We start from the raw sequence: 17,967 nt of genomic DNA on the forward strand, positions 1-17,967 counted from the left end.
ATGAAAGGCGAACGGCGCGGGGTGGTCCAGGGCCGCCGAAATGCGCGGACACATTCCGGGGATGTGTCGGGCAGGGTGGTCAGCGCTCGTAGACGTCCCGCCGATGACCCAGCGTGACGACCGCGACGATGAGCACGTCGTCGTCGATCGTGTAGATGATGCGGTAGTTCCCGACGCGGACGCGGAGTCCGTTGCGTCCCTGCAGCGCCTTCGTTCCCGGCGGGCGGGGGTTCTCGCCGAGCAGGGCGATGGCACCGCGGATCCGGTCGCGATCCTGATGGTCGACTTTCTTCAATGCTCGAACCGCAGCGGGGCGCAGTTCGATCCGATAACTCACGTCCAGCCCAGGTCGGCCTTTACCTGATCCCAGGGGATGTCCGGGCCTTCTTCGGCCATCGCCTCGTCGAACGCGGCCACGTCTTCGGCATCTTCGAGTGCCTCGATCATCCGCTCGTACTGCTCCGGGCTGACCACGACGGCGGCACGCTGACCGCGTCGCTCGATGAACACGGCCTCCTCCTGAGAGCGGGCGATGACCGTCGAGAGGTTGTTGCGCGCGTCGGCGACGCTGATCGTGGACATGGGCCAATTGTACATCTTGAAGTCTGAGATGTACATGATGCCGCGGCCAGGCGGTGGCATCTACGAATCCGTGAATCGATCCTTCGGTCTCCGAGAATCGGCGACTGGGGAGGAGCTGCCCTCGCACAAGTCGGCGACGATGCGGGCGAGGATCGTAGGGAGCGTCTCCTCCGGGCCGATGCGGCCTTCCTCGACGAACTCGAGCGGCTGCCAGCCGTCGTACCACGCGCGCATCTGCTCTGGACTGAAGGCGTCGCGCAGTTCTCGTGTCTCGTGGCGTCGGACGGTCTCCTCGAACCCGACGTCGAACTGGTAGATGCGAGTGACGCCTCGATGGTCCCGCCACAGCTGTTCCAACCGCCCGGCATAATCCCGGAGGTTGAAGACCCCGTCGAGGATGACGTCGTACCCCAGGTCCAGCGATTGGCGGGCGACGGTGTCGATGAGTGCGGCGGCGTCGGCCGATCGAGACGCCTTCTCGCCGCCTGCCAGAAGCGTGCGCCGGAAATGGTCCTGATGGATGACCGCGGTCTTGGCGCGGAGCAGCGGACGCAGCGATGTCGCCGTCGTCGTCTTGCCCGAACCGGAGTCGCCGCGGAACACGACAAGGCGAGTGTCCACTGATCCCACGGCCGTCATCCCTCAAGTCTCACATTCGGGCGGATCGCGTGGCGTCATCTGCTGGCATTCACCCGCCCCCACGGGCTCTACCCTTGACAGGTGACCGACGAGACCGTGACCGCCCAGCGTCTGGTGCGCCGCTTCGCCCGCGAGACCAACCTGCTCGTGTCGGGTCGGGACTTCTCGGTCGTCGGGACGGATGCCGTGGCCGATGCACTGCGTCAGCTGCTGCCCGCGCTCGGTGCACACCTGGGCGACGACGGCGTCACGTTCGTGACGGGGGAGGCGCCCGAGATCCTCCTCGACGGCCACCCGTTGCCGGTGCGGAAGACCGCCGAGGACCGCGTGGATGCGGCCGGACGCCACATGCCCGTCTCGTCGGACCTCGCCCGGCGTCTCGGCGAGGCCGGGACCGTGCGCGACGTCCGGATCGGCATCGCGATGGTGCTCGAACCCAAGACCGCCCAACTCGCCCTGCTGCTGCGGGATGCCGGAGCCACGGTCACCGTCTACGCGCACCCCGACGAGATCGACGTCGAGGTGGCCGCGGTGCTGCGCGCCCGGGGTATCCCCGTCGACGGCGACCCGGCGCTCGCGGGAGCGGCCGAACGCGCCGCCGCCGTGGCGTTCCTGCGCCGCGGATTCGACCTGCTGCTCGATGACGGCTCGCATCTGATCCGCCTCGCGCATGAGGAGGGCCTAGCCGTAGAAATGAAGGGCGCGGCGGAGGAGACGACGAGTGGACTCACCCCGCTGCGGCTGATGGAGCGCGAAGGCGTGCTCGAGATCCCCGTCATCGCCGTGAACGACGCCCTCACCAAGACCTCCTTCGACAACCGCTACGGCACCGGCCAGTCGTGCGTGTTCGCGATCGCCGATGCGCTGGATGCCGCGGGCATCGACATCCGCGACCAGCCCGCGGTCGTGGTCGGATACGGCCCCGTCGGCGAGGGCGTCGCCGCGCACCTGCGGGCACTCGGCGTCGAGGTCGCGGTCACGGAGACAGACCCCGTCCGCGCGCTCCGCGCCGCCCACGACGGCCACCGCATCGGCCGGCTGCACGACCTCGCACCGGGCGCACTCGTCGTCTCGGCCACGGGCGCTCCGCACACGGTCGACGTCGAAGTCCTGCGCACGGCGGCGGTCGTCGCGGTCGCGGGCGGCGTTCCGCACGAGATCGACCTCGACCCCTCGACGCTGCAACAGTACGCGGACGAGAACGGCGAAGCCTCTCCGTTCGTCGAACGCGCCGGAGACGGGGCGCTCGTCATCGCCCGCGGTGGCTGCGTGAACCTGTCGGCTGGCGAGGGCAACCCGATCGAGATCATGGATCTGTCGTTCGCGGTGCAGCTCTTCGCCGTCGAGCATCTGCTCACGCACGACCTGCCCGCCGGAGTGCATCCGCTCCCGCCCGAGGCCGACACCACGATCGGCACGGCCGCACTCGCCGTCCGCGGAGAGCGCATCGACGAGCGCAGCCCCGCGCAGGTCGATGCACTGCGCGAGTGGCGCTCGCCGCGATTCCGGGGAGCATCCGCATGACCGTCGTCACCGTCTACTCCGCCGGGCTCGTGGTGCCGATCACCGCGCCACCGATCGTCGACGGCGCGGTCGCCGTGCGCGACGGCCGCATCATGCACGTGGGCGAGCGCGAGTGGGTGCTGCGGTCGCTGTCCGAGCGCGGGATCGAGGCCGACGAGGTGCACTGGCCCGGCGTGCTGACCCCGGGTCTCGTGAACGCGCACACCCACCTGCAGTACACCGGCATGGCCTCGGTCGGCCGCGGACAGTACGACGGGTTCGACGACTGGGTGCGGGCGTTCGACCCGGTCTACGAGGGCGGGCGCGACTGGGCCGCGGATGCCGCCGACGGCGCGGCACAGGCGCTGCGCTCGGGCACGACAGCGGTGGCCGACGTCGTGACCGACCGCGCGGCGGCGACCGCCCTGCACGACGCCCGACTGCACGGCATCACCTACTGGGAGGTGATGAGCTGGACCAACGACGACTGGGCGCGCACCGGACGCGCGCAGGTCGAGCGGGCCCTCGACGCGCTGCCGACCCCGCCCGGGACTGGCCTGTCGCCGCACGCTCCGTACTCGCTCGACATCGAGCCGCTGCTGGAGATCCCCGACATCGTGCGTGAGCGCGGCGGACGCATCCATATCCACCTCGGCGAGGCCGCGTTCGAGAGCGAATTCGCGCACGAGCATCCGCAGGCCTGGCACACGGCCGGTCTCGCCAGCTTCCAAGAGCTGCGCAAGGCCGGATTCGGGACCAGCGCCACCGAGTTCGTCGACCAGCTCGGCGTGCTCGGTCCCGACTGCCACATCGCGCACGGCGTGTACATGAGCGCCCGAGACCGTGCCATCCTGCGGGAGCGCCGCACCACCGTGGCACTGTGCCCGCGCTCGAACGCCGTCATCGGACTCGAGGAGCCGCCCATCGCCGCGTACCTGCGCGAAGGCAGCCCGATCGCCGTCGGCACCGACTCCCTGTCGTCCAGCCCCTCGCTCGACGTGCTCGCCGATGTGGCGGAGCTCGCCCGCATCGCCCGGTCGCAGGGCTACACCGACCGCGACCTGCACGCGCGACTGCTCGGTGCCGCGACCCTCGGCGGCGCGCACGCCATGGGGATCGACGTCGGCCCCGAACGCACCGGATACCTCGCCGTCGGCGCTCTCGCCGACCTCACTTTCTTCGACATCCCGGCCGGCCCGGATGCCGTCGCCGATCTCGTCGAGCACGGGGCCGGCCGCACCGCCGCGACGGTCGTCTCCGGCGAGGTGCGCTACGCGATCGAGTCCTTCGAGCGCGCCGCCGTCGAATCCGCACCCGTCGAATCCGCACCCGCCGAATCCCGACCCGTCGAACCCGCATCCGGAGGTTCCGCATGACACCGCGCCCCGCGACCGCCGAACGGCTCGACCTCGCCGCGCACCCCGAGGGCGGCTGGTTCCGTCGCACGTGGACGAGCCCGCTGCCCGTGGAGACGCCGAACGGCCCGCGCCCGGCCGCCACCTGCATCCACTACCTGCTGCTGCCCACCGAGCGCAGCGAATGGCACGTCGTGACCAGTGACGAACTGTGGCTCTGGCACGGTCCGGGGCGACTCGAACTCCGCCTCGGCGGCGACGGTGCGGAACCGGGCGCGGCGACCACGGTCGTACTCGGCCCCGACGATGCCGCCCAGGTGCTGGTTCCCGCCGGTATCTGGCAGGCCGCCCGCCCGCTCGATGCCGACGAGGCACTGGTCTCGTGCTTCGTGTCTCCAGGTTTCGATTTCGCCGATTGGCGTCTCGCCGAATCGCCTACTCTGTAGAGGCAGACCGTCTCTGCAGAAGCAGACCCGCCTGCCTCGCCGTCTCCACCACACCCTTCTCGCACTGGAGTCATCGTGCCCTTCGCTCCCTCCCTCCGCCGCGCGGCAGCCGCAGCCGCTGCCGCCGCCCTCGCCATCACCCTCGCCGCCTGCAGCGCCCCCGCTGCCGAGACCGGATCCGGCAGCGGTGACGACTCGGGCCTGCAGACCGTGACCGAGGGCAAGCTCACGATCGCGACCGGCGAGCCCAACTACGAGCCCTGGTTCGTCGATGACGACCCCTCCAACGGCGAGGGCTTCGAGGGTGCGGTCGCGAATGCGGTCGCCGAGCAGCTCGGCTACAAGGCCGACGACATCGTCTGGGTGCGCACGACCTTCGACGGCGCCATCGCGCCGGGCCCGAAGGACTGGGACATCAACCTGCAGCAGTTCTCCATCACGGATGACCGCAAGAAGGCCGTCGACTTCTCGTCGCCGTACTACACGACCACGCAGGCCGTGGTCGCGGTCGGCGACTCGCCCGCGGCATCCGCGACGACCATCGACGAGCTCAAGGCCACCAAGGTCGGCGTCGCCAGCGGCACCACCAGCTACACGGTCGCCAAGGCCGAGCTGGGCGAAGCGAACCTCAGCGTCTTCAACTCGGTCGACGACGTCGTGCTCGCCCTCAAGGGTGGCCAGATCGACGCCATGATCACCGACCTCCCCGGCGCTTTCTACGTCGTCGGCGCACAGCTCGACGACGGCGTCGTGACCGGACAGTTCGCCGGGGCCGACGGCGGCGACGATTTCGGCATCGTGCTGCCCAAGGGCTCGGCGCTCACGCCGGCCGTGACTGACGCGGTCGACGCCCTGCGTGAAGACGGAACGCTCGACGAGCTGCAGCAGAAGTGGCTCAGCGACGCGGTCGACGTCCCCGTCTTCAAATGACCTCACAGCCCGTCGACACGGCGTGGCAGCCGAGCGAGCTCGAGCTGTCGCGCCGCGTCCTGCGGCGCCGGGCGACCACCCGGTCCGTCCTGATCGCACTTATCAGCAGCCTCGTCGTCGCGGCGGTGCTGGTCATCGTCGTCGTCAACACCCCCGGGTGGGCGGTCGTCAGTCAGACGTTCTTCGACCCGCAGGTCGCGCTCGACAGCATCGGCCCGATCTTCCAGGGGCTGCTCGTCAACCTCCTGGTGCTGGTGATCGCCGCGGTCTGCGTGGCCATCTTCGGCACCACCCTGGCCACCATGCGCTCGCTGCGCGGTCCGGTGTTCTTCCCGCTGCGCGCGCTCGCGGCGGCCTACACCGACTTCTTCCGCGGCATCCCCCTGCTGATCGTGCTGTACCTGATCGGCTTCGGCATCCCGGCGCTGATGATCTTCCCGCGCATGCCCGCGATGTTCTGGGGCACGATCGCGCTCGTCCTCACCTACTCCGCTTACGTGGCGGAGGTGCTCCGCGCCGGCATGGAGGCCGTGCACCCGTCGCAGCGCATCGCCGCGCGATCGCTCGGACTGACCCACGGCCAGACACTCCGGATCGTCGTGATCCCGCAGGGTGTGCGCAAGGTCGTGCCCGCGCTCATGAACGACTTCGTGTCGATGCAGAAAGACGTCGGCCTGATCTCGGTGCTCGGCGTGGTCGACGCCGTCCGCGCCGCCCAGCTGATGGTCGCCGACACCTACAACTACACGCCCTACATCGTCGCAGGGCTCATGTTCATCATCCTCAGCTGGCCGATGATCCGGCTGACCGACGTCGTCACGGCACGGATGAACAAGCGCGAGCAGGCCGGAGGAGTCGTATGAGCGTCCCGGTGATCGAGGCCAGGGGAGTGCGCAAGCGCTTCGGTGACCACGACGTGCTCCGCGGCATCGACCTCGCCGTCGGCACGCACGAGGTGGTCGTGCTCATCGGCGCTTCCGGCTCGGGCAAGTCGACGCTGCTGAAGACGATGAACCTCATCGAGGGCATCGACGACGGACAGATCTTCCTCTCGGGTGAGGACATCACCGATCCGCGGGTGGATGCCGACGCCGTGCGCGCCCGGATCGGCGTCGTGTTCCAGCACTTCAACCTGTTCCCGCACCTGACCGTGCTCGACAACGTCACGCTCGCGGCCGTCCGCGTGCACGGCATGCGCAAGACCGAGGCGCGGGCCAAGGCGCGCGAACTGCTCGAGACGCTCGGGCTCGGCGCCAAGGCCGACGAGTACCCCGACCGGCTCTCGGGCGGGCAGCAGCAGCGCGTCGCGATCGTGCGCGCGATCCTCACGCAGCCCGAGGTGCTGCTGCTCGACGAGATCACCAGCGCGCTCGACCCGCAGCTGGTCGGCGAGGTGCTCGACCTGGTGCGCGAGCTCAAGCAGCAGGGTGCGACCATCGTGATGGCGACGCACGAGATGTCGTTCGCCCGCGAGGTCGCCGACCGTATCGTGTTCCTCGAGCACGGCGTGGTCGTCGAGCAGGGGCCGCCGTCGCAGGTGTTCGATGCGCCGCAGCAGGCAGCGACCGCGGAGTTCCTCGCGCGCGTCCGGCACTGAGCTCCCGGCCGACAGCGGATCCGGCAGCGGCGGGCTCAAACCAGCTCGTCGTCTTCCGGGCGTCGCGGGTTCGGGTCGGGCGGCAGGATCACGACCGGATGCGCGGCGCTGCGCTGCGCCCGCCACCAGATGACGAATCCGACCGCGGTGAAGATGCCGTAGAAGACGTACATGAAGCCGGTCGCGTAGTACCCGGAGCTGAAGAGCAGGGGCACGCCGACCACGTCGACCGCGATCCAGATGAGCCAGAACTCGGTCCACCCCTTGGCCATGCCGTAGGTGGCGAGCAGGGATCCGACGAAGGTCCAGGCGTCCGCCCACACCGGCTCCCATGAGCCCAGCGCGCGGAACAGCGGGGTCAGCGCGACGGTGCCGACGACCATCACGATCACCAGGCCGATGCGTGCCCCCGTCGGTGCCCACTTCGGCACGATCTGTCCACCCTCGGCGTTGCGCCAACGTATCCATCCGTAGATCGCGACGGCGATGAACATGATCTGCCGGCCGGCCTGACCGAGCAGATGCGGCAGCGAGGGATCGGGGCTGAGGGCGGATCCGAGGAAGACGGTGAGCAGCAGCAGGTTGCCGATGATGCCGACGGGCCACGCCCAGATCTTCCGGCGCATGCCGCCGAGCGCACTCGCCAGGCCGAACGCGTTGCCGACGACCTCACGGACGAGGAGCGTCTGGCCGCCGGGCAGCGTCCAGTACGAGTTGAAGGCGTCGACGAACCACTGCAGCAGGTCCATGGTCAGGATGCCGCGCCGGGCTCGGCGCGGTCGTCGAGCACGAGCTGGAGCATGCTCAGGTCGAGCCAGCGTCCGAACTTCGCGCCGACCTGCGGCATCCGTCCGACCTCGGTGAAGCCGAGGCGCTCGTGCAGGGCGATGGACGCGGTGTTCCCGCTCTCGATTCCGCCGATCATGACGTGCATCCCTGCGGCGCGGGCGCGTTCGACCAGTGCGACCATCAGCGCGGTGCCGATGCCGCGGCCGTGCTGACCGCCGACGACGTACACGGAGTGCTCGACCGTGTGCCGGTAGCCGCTGTGCGGACGCCACTGCGCGTACGACGCGTAGCCGAGCACGCCGGAGTCGTCGACCGCGACGATCACCGGGTAGCCGCGGGAGGTGCGATCGGCGAGCCAGGCGATGCGGTCGGCGAGGTCGACCGCATCCTCGTTCCAGATCGCGGTGGTGTGCAGCACCGCGTGGTTGTGGATCGCGGTGATCGTCTCGAGGTCTGCGGTCTCCGCATCCCTGATCCGGACGTCTGTCATCGGCGGGTGGCTCTCTTCCCGACTCAGACGTGCACGTCGGCGGGGGATTCCTCGCCCTCGTGGAAGTTCGGCGTCTTGCCGAACAGCTTCGCGATGCCCAGCACGATCCCGACGATGAGCAGCCCGAGGATGAGACCGGCGATCGCGGAGATGATGGTGTCGACGATCCAGACGACGACCGGGCCGAGGTTGTGGAGTGCGTGCTCCACGCCGTGCAGCACGTCGACCGGGAAGTGCCAGCCGACCTCGCCCAGGTTCACGAGCACGAGGTGTCCACCGACCCAGAGCATCGCGACCGTGCCCAGGATGCTGATGAAGCGGAACACCGCGGGCATGGAACGCACGATCCGGGTGCCGGTGTGCCGTACGCGTCGCACCGGGTTCTTCGCCATCTTCAGCCCGATGTCGTCGATCTTCACGAGCAGGGCGACCGCGCCATAGACGACGCCCGTCATCAGGAGCGCGATCACGGCGAGGATGGCGAGCGTCGCCCAGATGTCGAGCCCCTTCTCGAGGCTCGCCAGCGAGATGAGCATGATCTCGGTCGAGAGGATCAGGTCGGTGCGCACCGCGCCCAGGACCAGCTTCTTCTCGTCACGGGCGCCCTCGTCGGCATGGCCGTGCTGCACGCCGAACCACTCCAGCACCTTCTCGGCGCCCTCGAAGCACAGGTACGCGCCACCCAGGATCAGCAGATACGGCAGCACCCACGGCGCGAACGCGGTGAGCAGCAGTGCCGCCGGGATGATGATGAGGAACTTGTTCGCGAGCGAGCCGAGCGCGATCTTGCCGACCACCGGCAGCTCGCGCGCGGGCGTGATGCCCTGCACATACTGCGGGGTGACCGCGGCATCGTCGATCACGACACCTGCCGCCTTGGCCGAGGCCTTCATCGCGGCGCTCAGGATGTCGTCGACGACGGCGAGCAGTCCTACGGACATGTGGTTCCCCTCGGGCGGTGTGCAGTGCGGAGGCAACTCTATCGACTTCGCAGAAACTCACAGCGCGCTCCCAGCCCTGCGGGACCAAAACGGCGCCGTCCACGGTTCTCCTTCTATGACGCCGCAGCCAGCGACGTCGGACTAAGGAGTCAGATCATGTCGAACGACTACGGCAAGACCCCCGAGGCCGTCAGCGGTCTCACGAACCTGCAGTACGAGGTGACGCAGCAGGACGCGACCGAACCGCCGTTCCGCAACGCGTACTGGAACAACCACGACGACGGCATCTACGTCGACGTCGTCTCGGGCGAGCCACTGTTCTCATCGACCGACAAGTTCGACAGCGGAACCGGATGGCCCAGCTTCACCAAGCCCATCGATGCGGATGCCGTCACCACGCGCACCGACCGCTCGCTGTTCATGAAGCGCACCGAAGCGCGCTCCGCGAACGCCGACAGCCACCTCGGCCACGTCTTCGACGACGGCCCCCGTGACGAAGGCGGACTCCGCTACTGCATGAACTCGGCGGCCCTGCGCTTCGTCCCGGCTGACAGGCTGGAGGAGGAGGGGTACGGTCGCTACAGTCCCCTCTTCGCGAAGACGCCGAACACCCCCACCACCGACACCTCTGAGGAGCAGTCATGACCGACACCGGAACCATCACGCGCACGCCCGGGACCGAGACGGCCGTCCTCGCCGGCGGCTGTTTCTGGGGCATGGAAGACCTGATCCGCCGCCAGCCCGGCGTGATCGGCACGCGCGTCGGCTACACCGGCGGCTCGAACGAACACGCGACCTACCGCAACCACCCCGGCCACGCCGAGGCCGTGGAGATCGTGTTCGACCCGACCAAGACGACGTACCGCGACATCCTCGCGTTCTTCTTCCAGATCCACGACCCGTCCACCAAGGACCGTCAGGGCAACGACATCGGCTCGAGCTACCGCTCGGCGATCTTCCCGCTCTCTCCCGAGCAGGAGACGGTCGCACGCGACACGATCGCCGACGTCGACGCCTCGGGCCTGTGGCCGGGCAAGGCCGTCACCACGATCGAGCCCGAGGGTCCGTTCTGGGAGGCCGAGGAAGAGCACCAGGACTACCTGATCAAGTACCCCAACGGCTACACCTGCCACTTCCCGCGTGCGGGATGGGTGCTGCCCCAGCGCGCGGAGAGCTCCGCCGTCTAGGCCGGGGTCCCAGAGACCATCGCGCCGCTCGCACGGAACGAAGGAGAACTCACGGCATGAAGGAGCGGATGCTGCATCCGTTCCTTCATTCCGTGAGAACTCCTTCGCAATGGGCGGGCGTGCGCGCGGCTACGCCTCTTTCAGGAACTCCAGCGCGGCCTCTTTGAAGTCCCGCGAGCCCGGAGCGTTGAAGTGGTTCCGATTCGGGATCTCGAAGAAACGACCGTCGGGCGCCGCGGACGCCAGCGCCCGTGAGCCCTCGATGATCGCATCCTTCGACCCCGTGGCGAACAGGATCGGGCGGGTCGGCGCATCCGATGGATCGGGGTCGATCATGCCCGACGACCGCATGCCCTCCGCGAGCGCGACCAGCGCCTGCAGGTCGTTGCCGGGAACCCGCTCCGTCAGCGCGATGTAGTTCTGCGTCGTGGGGTCTTCGACCGGGGTGCCGTCGGCGATGTACGCCCGCACCTGGTCCAGGTCGAGGCGGGCCAGGGGGATGCCGTCCGGCACTCCGCCGAGCACGGCCCGGCCGATGCGGTGGGGCAGCTCGCGCACCACTTCCCAGCCCACGCGGGCGCCGAGCGAGTATCCGACGTAGAACGCATCGTCCACGAGGTACGTGTCCATCACGGTCTCGACATCGGTGACGAGTGTCCGGATGCGGTAGCCCTCCGGATCGTGCGGCTTCTCGCTGCGCCCGTGCCCCCGCTGATCGAGCGCGAGCACCCGGTAGCCGGCACGGTCGAGCTCGCGCACCCAGCCGGTGAGGACCCAGTTGTCGCGGGCGCTCGACGCGAATCCGTGCACGATCACGACGACCGGAGCATTCGGATCGCCCCAGGTGTACGTCGCCAGGCGTGTGCCGTCGGCGGCGTACACGTGCTGCGGGTCGGGCATGCTGGTCAGGTCGGAGAGGGGGGTGGCCACCCTTCCATCTTGGCCCGGTTCTGCGTCAGCGGCGCTGCTCCCACGGCCCCGCGCCGAGACCCCGCCTCCAACCCCGAGACCCCGCCGTAACGCCGAGACCCCCTCTTGCCGACGTGGGCAGGAGGGGGTCTCGGCGCGAAGACGGGTTCTCAGCGGATGACGCGGATCAGACCCGATCCCGCAGGGCGGCGCCGAGCTCGGCATCCACGTTCGTCCAGTACTGGAAGAACCGCTCGCGGATGTCGTCGATGGTGATGGAGCGGCCCTGACCGGTGAGGGTCTCGAGGAACCGCGCCCGCTGCTCGCCGTCGAAGACCTCGCGGTAGAGCGTGCCCGCCTGACCGAAGTCGTCGTCCTCGGCGTGCAGCGTGGCCGCCGAGCGCACGAGCTGGCCGTCGGCCTCCCAGTTCGCCTCGAGCGCCACGGTCGGATCCGCTTCGGGGCCCCCGGCTGCGCCGAACGAGTTCGGGTGGTAGGTGCGGTGTGCGGCGTCGTTGTGCTGGTACCGCATCGAACCTTCGTGCTGGTAGTTGCGCGCCTCGGCCGCGTGCGGCTGGTTCACGGGCAGCTGGTTGTAGTTCGGGCCGATGCGGTGACGCTGGGCATCAGGGTACGCGAAGATGCGGCCCAACAGCATCTTGTCCGGCGAGAGCCCGGTGCCGGGCACCAGGTTGCTGGGCGAGAAGCCGGCCTGCTCGATCTGCGTGAAGAAGTTCTCCGGGTTGCGGTTCAGGGTCAGCGTGCCGACCTTGATGCGCGGGTAGTCCTTGAGCGAGATGGTCTTGGTGAGGTCGAACGGGTTGAACCGGTAGTCCTTCGCCTCGCCGTACGGCATGATCTGCACGTACAGGTCCCAGGAGGGGTGGTCGCCGCGGGCGATCGCGTCGAACAGGTCGCGGCGGTAGAAGTCGGCGTCGGATCCGGCGAGCTGCTGCGCCTCCTCGGCGCCCATCGCCTCGACGCCCTGGTTCGAGACGAAGTGGTAGCGCATCCAGAAGAGCTCGCCGGCTTCGTTCACCCACGAGAAGGTGTGCGAGCCGTAGCCGTTCATGTGCCGCCAGCTGCGGGGAAGGCCGCGGTCGCCCATGAGGTAGGTGACCTGGTGCGCGGTCTCGGGAGAGAGCGTCCAGAAGTCCCACTGCATGTCGGGGTCGCGCAGGCCCGAGTCGCCGAGGCGCTTCTGGGAGTGGATGAAGTCCGGGAACTTGATCGCGTCGCGCAGGAAGAACGTCGGGGTGTTGTTGCCGACGATGTCGAGGTTGCCCTCTTCCGTGTACAGGCGCAGCGAGAACCCGCGCACGTCGCGCCAGGTGTCGGGCGAGCCCTGCTCGCCGGCGACCGTCGAGAAGCGGATGAGCGCCTCGACCTTGGCGCCGGGCTGGAACACGGCAGCCCGCGTGAAGGCCGACACGTCTTCGGTGACGACGAACTCGCCGAAGGCGCCGCCGCCCTTCGCGTGCGGGTTGCGCTCCGGCACACGCTCGCGGTTGAACGCCGCGATCTTCTCGACCAGGTAGTGATCGTGCAGGACCGTGGGGCCGTCAGGGCCGACAGTCAGCGAATGCTCGTCGCTCACGATCGGGGCTCCGGCCTGCGTGGTGGTGGACGGACGGTACGAATCGGCAGGTTTCGTCATGGTTCTCTCCTTCTCCGCGCAGGCGCGACGAATACCCCATCCGTGGATGGGTGTTCGTCGGTCGGCTATTGCGCGGCGTTCTGGCAGCTGGGGCAGAGGCCCCAGAAGGTGACCTCGGCGGTCTGGACGGTGAATCCACCCGTCGAGGACGGGGTGAGACACGGCGCTTCGCCGACGACGCAGTCCACATCGCCGACCGCACCGCAGGAGGTGCAGACGACGTGGTGGTGGTTGTCGTCGATGCGCCGCTCATAGAGCGCCGCGGAACCCGCCGGTTCGATCCGGCGGATGAGACCCGCCGTCGTCAGGTCCGCGAGGATGTTGTGCACCGACTGGATCGACGTGGTCGGCAGCACTTCGGACACGGCACGGTAGACCCGCTCCGCATCCGTATGGGCCATGGAGTCGAGAGCCTCGAGAACGGCGACGCGGCCCGCGGTCGCCCGAAGCCCGGCAACGCGAAGCGCCGAGTCGAGTTCTGTCTCCATGTCTCGAGTGTACCCCGTTATTTGAATAACTCAAAAGAACGCATATCAGGATGCTGCGCCGCGGCGGTGCGGCCCCGGTTCAGGCGCGTCCGGCCCAGTCGAGCACGCGGGTGCCGATGAGTGTCAGCCAGCGGGAGGGATGACCCTCCCCGGCATCGACCGGGAACCAGGTGCGACCGGCGAGCGGAGTGGTCTGCGTCCACGTGCCGTCCGCCCGTCGCGCGGTGCGGACCAGCTCGACGGCATCCGCGATCCGGTCGTCGGGAGCGCGGCCCTCGACGAGCGACGCTTCGCGGAAGTGGTCCAGGGCCGTCAGCGCGCTGTACCGATGGCGACTCGGATACACGAAGCGCCCCACGAACGGGCCGACCTGCTCTCCGGTCGACTCGCGGTACAGCAGTCGACGCCGCAGCAGGTACTCCTCACCCGAGTGCCGCGCCTCGCGCAACGACGTGTCGCCGGTGAGTCGCTCGTAGGCGAGCATCCCGCGCAGGGCGTTGAGCGTGGAGTGGAAGGACGACCGCACCGAGTCGCCCTCCTCGGCCTCGCAGTTCCACCCGCCGTCGTCCAGGCGGTGGGCCGGGAACCAGGCGGCGAGGGCGGCGACATCCGCCCCCAGCCAGGCGCCGTTCGCCAGCGTGTAGGCGTTGATGCACACGTCGACCTCGCCGCCCCAATAGGGCAGGTCGTCGTACTCCCACCGGCTGTTCTGCGCCAGGCGCTCCGCGGTGTCGCCGAGCACGGCGGCATCCACGCCCCACTCGCGCAGAGTGTTCAGCGACCAGGTCGTGGCCGTCCACGGCTGCCCCGGTTCCTCGGCCTCCGCGCTGCCGAAGAAACCTGCGGGGAAGTATGCGCCGCCGGCCCACTGGCCGTCGTCGTCCTGCCGGGCGAGGAGCGCGGCGCCGAAGCCCTCGGTCGCCACCCGGGCCCGCGTCGCCTGCCACACCTGCTCGGGCACCCGCAGCAGGTCGCGCTCCACCTGCCAGCGCAGCGCGGGGTCCCCGTCGAGCAGCCACTGCATCGTCTCCGCCGAGATCGCCATGCGGGCACGCTACTCCTCGGCGCGGCGGACGCATACCCCCTGGCGGATGCCGTCGCGTCAGGATTCGGCGGGTGCCGAAGGCAGCTCCGGGCCGTAGTTCCACGACAGGATGGCGGGCTGCTCGCGCGCGAAGCCGAGCACCGACACCGATCCGGCATCCAGGCTGATCTGGGCGCCGAAGCGCGGAGCGAGTCGCAGGTACACCGCCGTCAGGATGCGCAGGAAGTGGCCGTGGGCCACCAGTGCGACATCCCCCTGCGACATGGCCGGGAGCACCCGCGTGAGCACGCGCGACGCTCGCGCGGCGACCTCTTCCACGGTCTCGCCGGGGGTGCGTCCGGGGATCACTCCGTGGGTGAACGTGCTCCAGCCGTAGCCGAGCTCCGCACGGATGTCCTTCGTGGTGCGACCCTCGTACCCGCCGTAGTCCCACTCGACGAGGAGCGGGTCGATCTCGGCGTGGAGGCCCGCGAGTTCCGCGGTGCGCTGCGCACGGACGAGAGGAGAGGTCAGAACGAGGGAGAAGTCGTAGTCCGCGACGAGCCCACCGGCGCGACGGGCCAGACCCTCTCCCCGCGCGGTGAGAGGGATGTCCGTGAGCCCCGTGTGCCTCCCGGTCCGCGACCATTCGGTCTCGCCGTGGCGCAGGAGGACCAGCTTTCCGGTCGGTGCTTCGGGGGCGGGGTGTTCGAGTATCGGTTCGTGTGCGGGCACAACGACACCGTAACCCCCGCCGGCGTCGGAGTCAGACGAAGCGGACGGTCTGCTGCAGTCGGGTGCGCACGTCGAACAGCTCGTTGCCGCCGATGGCCCGCGCCTGTGGAACGCCCTGACGCAGCACCATCGCGAGCGCGCTGCGCCGCACCACCACGACCGGGACGCCCCTGGTCGTGCCGAGCGGGGTGACCGCCTGGGAGAGGTCGTCGTCGGGGAGCACGATGATCGCACCGCCGAACTTCACGCGGGCAGCCTTGGCGACCGTGCGCATCCGCCCGAGCGCGGCGGTCACGGGCGCGCGGGTGCCGAGGCTCGGACCGGTGATCTCGCCGCGGCGGAAGCCGACCACCCCGCCGAAGTCCTCCGACATGACGCCGTACAGACCCGACGGGCCGAGCACCACGTGGTCGAGCTTGTCGTCGGCGGTGGCTCCCGCGGCGACGTCGTGCCACACCGTGAAGCCCATGCCCAGGTCGGACACCGTGCGCGCGGTCGCCTCTTCCGCCAGCGCATCGGCGAGGAGCCGGCGCAGATCCCGAGGCGCCGAGCGCACGAGTGCGGGGTCGTAGGGATCGGGGACCTCGACGCCACGGCCGGCCCATTCGCGGATGAGGTCGAGGTAGCGCTCGCGCCGCCAGCCGCCGGGGTGGCCGTACGACCGGGCGCGGGGGCGGGTGTCGGTGCGGGTCGGCGGCGGCCGCCATCCGCTCCACTCGGAGCCCGCCTCGTGGGTCACACCGGTCCGGCGGTCGTAGGCGGCGCGGCCCTCTGCCGTGCCGATCAGCTCCCAGGCGCGCTGCACCTGGATGAAGATCGCCGCGTCACCACCGGTGTCGGGGTGGGTCTGGCGCAGGCGCAGACGGTAGGCGCGGCGCAGCTCGACGTCATCGACGCCGGGGTCGACCTCGAGGATCTCGTAGGCCGAAGCCGAGAGCGGACTGTCGAACATCGCTCTCCCTCCGCGACCGCGGCATCCAGGATATCCGCCGGATCTTGTGGTTTCGCCGTTCCCGCCGGGTTCAGTCGGGCACGTCGACGATGCGCTCGACGCCCAGCACGGGGATGACCGAACCCGCGGATGCGGCGGCCAGGTCGTCGGCGAGCCGGGGGAGTTCTGCCTCCGGAGCCCACAGCTCGAGCGTCGCGGTCGCCGTGTAGGTCGGTTCGCCGAGCGTCGCACCGTGATGCACCGCCCACTCGCGCAGCAGGTTGTCGTAGCGCCCGGCATCCGCATGCGGAACTTCGAGCGTTACCTGCCTGAGCGCCGCACGCCGCACGAGGGCCGCCAGGTCGAGCGCCTCCGACACCGCCGAGGAGTATGCCCGTACGAGCCCGCCCGCCCCGAGCTTCACGCCGCCGAAGTACCGGGTCACGACCGCGACCACGTCGGTCAGCTCGCGTCGACGCAGCACCTCGAGCATCGGGATCCCCGCGGTGCCCGACGGTTCTCCGTCATCCGACGATCGCGCCTGATCACCGAGCAGGCCCGTGACCATCGCGGTGCAGTTGTGGTTCGCGTCCCAGGCCCGCTTGCGGATGCCGGCGATCACCGCTTCGGCCCGCTCGACCGACGTGACGGGCTCGATGCGGGTGAGGAAGCGCGACTTGCGGATGACCGTCTCGTGCTCGACCGCGGCCGCGATGGTCGCGGGGTAGCTGCGGGCGGAGGTCACCCGCCTCACGATACCGAGGCCGTCGGCGGCTCAACGGTCGACGAACGCCATCTGCTGCGGGTTGTAGCGGTCGCCGGCCACACCGATGCGCGCGGCCAGGGTCGACAGGTCGGCGACCTCGTCGGCGGAGAGCGCGGTGGCGGTGCTGCCCGCGTTCTCGGCGATGCGCGCGGTGCGCCGGGTGCCGGGGATGGGCACGATCCACGGCTGCTGGGCGAGCAGCCAGGCGAGGGCGATCTGGCCCGGGGTGGCCTCCTTCGTCGCGGCCAGCTCGGCGACGTGCGCCACGAGCGCCTGGTTCGCCACCCGGTTCTCTGCCGTGAAGCGGGGGATCGTGGCGCGGATGTCACCTGCCGCGAAGTCCGCCGCGGTGTCGACCGTGCCGGTCAGGAACCCCTTGCCGAGCGGGCTGAAGGGAACGAACCCGATGCCGAGCTCGGCCAGCACCGGAAGGATCTCGGCCTCGGGCTCGCGCGTCCACAGCGAGTACTCGCTCTGCAGCGCGGTCACCGGATGCGCGGCATGGGCGCGGCGGATGGTGTCGGCCGAAGCCTCCGAGAGACCGAAGTGGCGCACCTTGCCCTCGGCGATCAGCTCGCCCACGGTGCCGGCGACGTCTTCGATCGGCACGTCGGGGTCGACGCGGTGCTGGTAGAAGAGGTCGATCACATCGGTGCGCAGACTCCGCAGCGATGCCTCGGCCACCCGGCGGATCTGGTCGGGTCGGCTGTTCAGCCCGACGCTCTTCCCCTCCTGGATGTCCCACCCGAACTTGGTCGCGATGACGACCCTGTCGCGGATCGGCTCGAGCGCCTCGCCGACGAGCTCCTCGTTCACATACGGTCCGTACACCTCGGCCGTGTCGAAGAAGTCCACGCCGTGGTCGACCGCCGACCGGAGCACCGCGATCATGTCGTCGCGGCTGCCGGGGTTCGGGCCATAGCTCTGCGACATCCCCATGCAGCCGAGTCCGACCGCCGAGACCTGGAGGCCCTGTCCGAGAGTGCGAGTGTGCATGA

22 protein-coding genes are annotated in these 17,967 nt (G+C 69.6%); 8 read left to right on the forward strand and 14 right to left on the reverse strand.

Going from position 1 to position 17,967, the window contains the following annotated elements; all coding sequences use genetic code 11:
• Positions 1-79: 79 nt before the first annotated feature.
• Genes BQ2383_RS05225 through BQ2383_RS05235 form a run of 3 tightly spaced genes read right to left on the reverse strand, consistent with a single transcriptional unit; the run spans position 80 to position 1,221 of the window.
• The gene (locus tag BQ2383_RS05225; RefSeq protein ID WP_091030635.1) at positions 80-337 is read right to left on the reverse strand and encodes a type II toxin-antitoxin system RelE family toxin; all 258 of its coding nucleotides are present in this window, start codon (positions 335-337) and stop codon (positions 80-82) included.
• Positions 334-582, reverse strand: coding sequence for a type II toxin-antitoxin system Phd/YefM family antitoxin (locus tag BQ2383_RS05230; protein WP_029264316.1), 249 nt, complete (start codon positions 580-582; stop codon positions 334-336). The genes BQ2383_RS05225 and BQ2383_RS05230 overlap by 4 nt, the downstream gene beginning before the upstream one ends.
• A 60-nt stretch (positions 583-642) precedes the next feature.
• Positions 643-1,221 (reverse strand): AAA family ATPase, encoded by a 579-nt coding sequence (locus BQ2383_RS05235; RefSeq protein ID WP_091030639.1) that lies wholly within the window; start codon positions 1,219-1,221, stop codon positions 643-645.
• An 81-nt stretch (positions 1,222-1,302) separates the two neighbouring features.
• Between BQ2383_RS05235 and BQ2383_RS05240 the strand changes: the two genes are divergently transcribed.
• The 6 genes from BQ2383_RS05240 to BQ2383_RS05265 all read left to right on the forward strand — a co-directional run bounded on the left by BQ2383_RS05240 (position 1,303) and on the right by BQ2383_RS05265 (position 7,052).
• Positions 1,303-2,745, forward strand: coding sequence for an adenosylhomocysteinase (locus tag BQ2383_RS05240; RefSeq protein ID WP_091030642.1), 1,443 nt, complete (start codon positions 1,303-1,305; stop codon positions 2,743-2,745).
• Complete coding sequence (locus tag BQ2383_RS05245; RefSeq protein WP_244175904.1) at positions 2,742-4,100, forward strand: amidohydrolase family protein; 1,359 nt, start codon at positions 2,742-2,744, stop codon at positions 4,098-4,100. The genes BQ2383_RS05240 and BQ2383_RS05245 overlap by 4 nt, the downstream gene beginning before the upstream one ends.
• Entirely contained in the window at positions 4,097-4,525 is a 429-nt protein-coding gene (locus tag BQ2383_RS05250) for a cupin domain-containing protein (RefSeq protein WP_091030645.1), read from the forward strand. The genes BQ2383_RS05245 and BQ2383_RS05250 overlap by 4 nt, the downstream gene beginning before the upstream one ends.
• 75 nt (positions 4,526-4,600) lie before the next feature.
• Positions 4,601-5,455, forward strand: coding sequence for an ABC transporter substrate-binding protein (locus BQ2383_RS05255; protein WP_091030649.1), 855 nt, complete (start codon positions 4,601-4,603; stop codon positions 5,453-5,455).
• Entirely contained in the window at positions 5,452-6,318 is an 867-nt protein-coding gene (locus BQ2383_RS05260; RefSeq protein ID WP_091030652.1) for an amino acid ABC transporter permease, read from the forward strand. Before BQ2383_RS05255 ends, BQ2383_RS05260 begins: the two co-directional genes overlap by 4 nt.
• The gene (locus BQ2383_RS05265) at positions 6,315-7,052 is read left to right on the forward strand and encodes an amino acid ABC transporter ATP-binding protein (protein WP_091030656.1); all 738 of its coding nucleotides are present in this window, start codon (positions 6,315-6,317) and stop codon (positions 7,050-7,052) included. The genes BQ2383_RS05260 and BQ2383_RS05265 overlap by 4 nt, the downstream gene beginning before the upstream one ends.
• Before the next feature lie 35 nt (positions 7,053-7,087).
• Here the strand turns inward: BQ2383_RS05265 and pnuC are convergent, their stop codons facing one another.
• From pnuC to BQ2383_RS05280, 3 genes are read right to left on the reverse strand one after another with little or no spacing between them, the layout of a single operon-like run.
• Complete coding sequence (gene pnuC / locus BQ2383_RS05270; protein WP_091030659.1) at positions 7,088-7,801, reverse strand: nicotinamide riboside transporter PnuC; 714 nt, start codon at positions 7,799-7,801, stop codon at positions 7,088-7,090.
• Positions 7,802-7,803: 2 nt separating this feature from the next.
• On the reverse strand, positions 7,804-8,331 hold the full coding sequence (locus tag BQ2383_RS05275) for a GNAT family N-acetyltransferase (protein WP_091030662.1): 528 nt from the start codon (positions 8,329-8,331) through the stop codon (positions 7,804-7,806).
• A gap of 23 nt (positions 8,332-8,354) precedes the next feature.
• The gene (locus BQ2383_RS05280; RefSeq protein ID WP_091030665.1) at positions 8,355-9,272 is read right to left on the reverse strand and encodes a DUF808 domain-containing protein; all 918 of its coding nucleotides are present in this window, start codon (positions 9,270-9,272) and stop codon (positions 8,355-8,357) included.
• A 156-nt stretch (positions 9,273-9,428) separates the two neighbouring features.
• Here BQ2383_RS05280 and msrB point away from each other — a divergent pair, with 156 nt between their 5' ends.
• Both msrB and msrA read left to right on the forward strand, forming a co-directional pair.
• Positions 9,429-9,917 carry a peptide-methionine (R)-S-oxide reductase MsrB gene (msrB, locus tag BQ2383_RS05285; RefSeq protein ID WP_091030668.1) on the forward strand — a complete coding sequence of 163 codons (489 nt, stop codon included), beginning with the start codon at positions 9,429-9,431 and terminating at the stop codon, positions 9,915-9,917.
• Complete coding sequence (gene msrA, locus BQ2383_RS05290; protein WP_091030671.1) at positions 9,914-10,459, forward strand: peptide-methionine (S)-S-oxide reductase MsrA; 546 nt, start codon at positions 9,914-9,916, stop codon at positions 10,457-10,459. The genes msrB and msrA overlap by 4 nt, the downstream gene beginning before the upstream one ends.
• A 129-nt stretch (positions 10,460-10,588) precedes the next feature.
• On the opposite strand, the gene BQ2383_RS05295 is transcribed toward msrA, so the two are convergent.
• From BQ2383_RS05295 to BQ2383_RS05330, 8 genes are all read right to left on the reverse strand, one after another.
• On the reverse strand, positions 10,589-11,389 hold the full coding sequence (locus BQ2383_RS05295; RefSeq protein ID WP_091030674.1) for an alpha/beta fold hydrolase: 801 nt from the start codon (positions 11,387-11,389) through the stop codon (positions 10,589-10,591).
• 166 nt (positions 11,390-11,555) lie between these two features.
• Positions 11,556-13,025 carry a catalase gene (locus tag BQ2383_RS05300; protein WP_091030679.1) on the reverse strand — a complete coding sequence of 490 codons (1,470 nt, stop codon included), beginning with the start codon at positions 13,023-13,025 and terminating at the stop codon, positions 11,556-11,558.
• A 65-nt stretch (positions 13,026-13,090) separates the two neighbouring features.
• Positions 13,091-13,513 (reverse strand): Fur family transcriptional regulator, encoded by a 423-nt coding sequence (locus BQ2383_RS05305; RefSeq protein WP_029264333.1) that lies wholly within the window; start codon positions 13,511-13,513, stop codon positions 13,091-13,093.
• Between the two features lie 79 nt (positions 13,514-13,592).
• Positions 13,593-14,558: a squalene cyclase gene (locus BQ2383_RS05310; RefSeq protein ID WP_091030683.1), complete on the reverse strand. Its 966-nt coding sequence runs from the start codon at positions 14,556-14,558 to the stop codon at positions 13,593-13,595.
• Between the two features lie 57 nt (positions 14,559-14,615).
• Positions 14,616-15,272, reverse strand: a complete 657-nt coding sequence (locus BQ2383_RS05315) for a histidine phosphatase family protein (protein ID WP_091030687.1) — start codon at positions 15,270-15,272, stop codon at positions 14,616-14,618.
• A gap of 31 nt (positions 15,273-15,303) precedes the next feature.
• Positions 15,304-16,224 (reverse strand): J domain-containing protein, encoded by a 921-nt coding sequence (locus tag BQ2383_RS05320; RefSeq protein ID WP_029264336.1) that lies wholly within the window; start codon positions 16,222-16,224, stop codon positions 15,304-15,306.
• 70 nt (positions 16,225-16,294) lie between these two features.
• Positions 16,295-16,948, reverse strand: a complete 654-nt coding sequence (locus BQ2383_RS05325; RefSeq protein ID WP_091030690.1) for an IMPACT family protein — start codon at positions 16,946-16,948, stop codon at positions 16,295-16,297.
• A 30-nt stretch (positions 16,949-16,978) separates the two neighbouring features.
• Positions 16,979-17,965 carry an aldo/keto reductase gene (locus BQ2383_RS05330; RefSeq protein WP_091030693.1) on the reverse strand — a complete coding sequence of 329 codons (987 nt, stop codon included), beginning with the start codon at positions 17,963-17,965 and terminating at the stop codon, positions 16,979-16,981.
• Positions 17,966-17,967: the final 2 nt, after the last annotated feature.

Source organism: Microbacterium oxydans, assembly GCF_900095745.1.
GTDB lineage: Bacteria > Actinomycetota > Actinomycetes > Actinomycetales > Microbacteriaceae > Microbacterium > Microbacterium oxydans_B.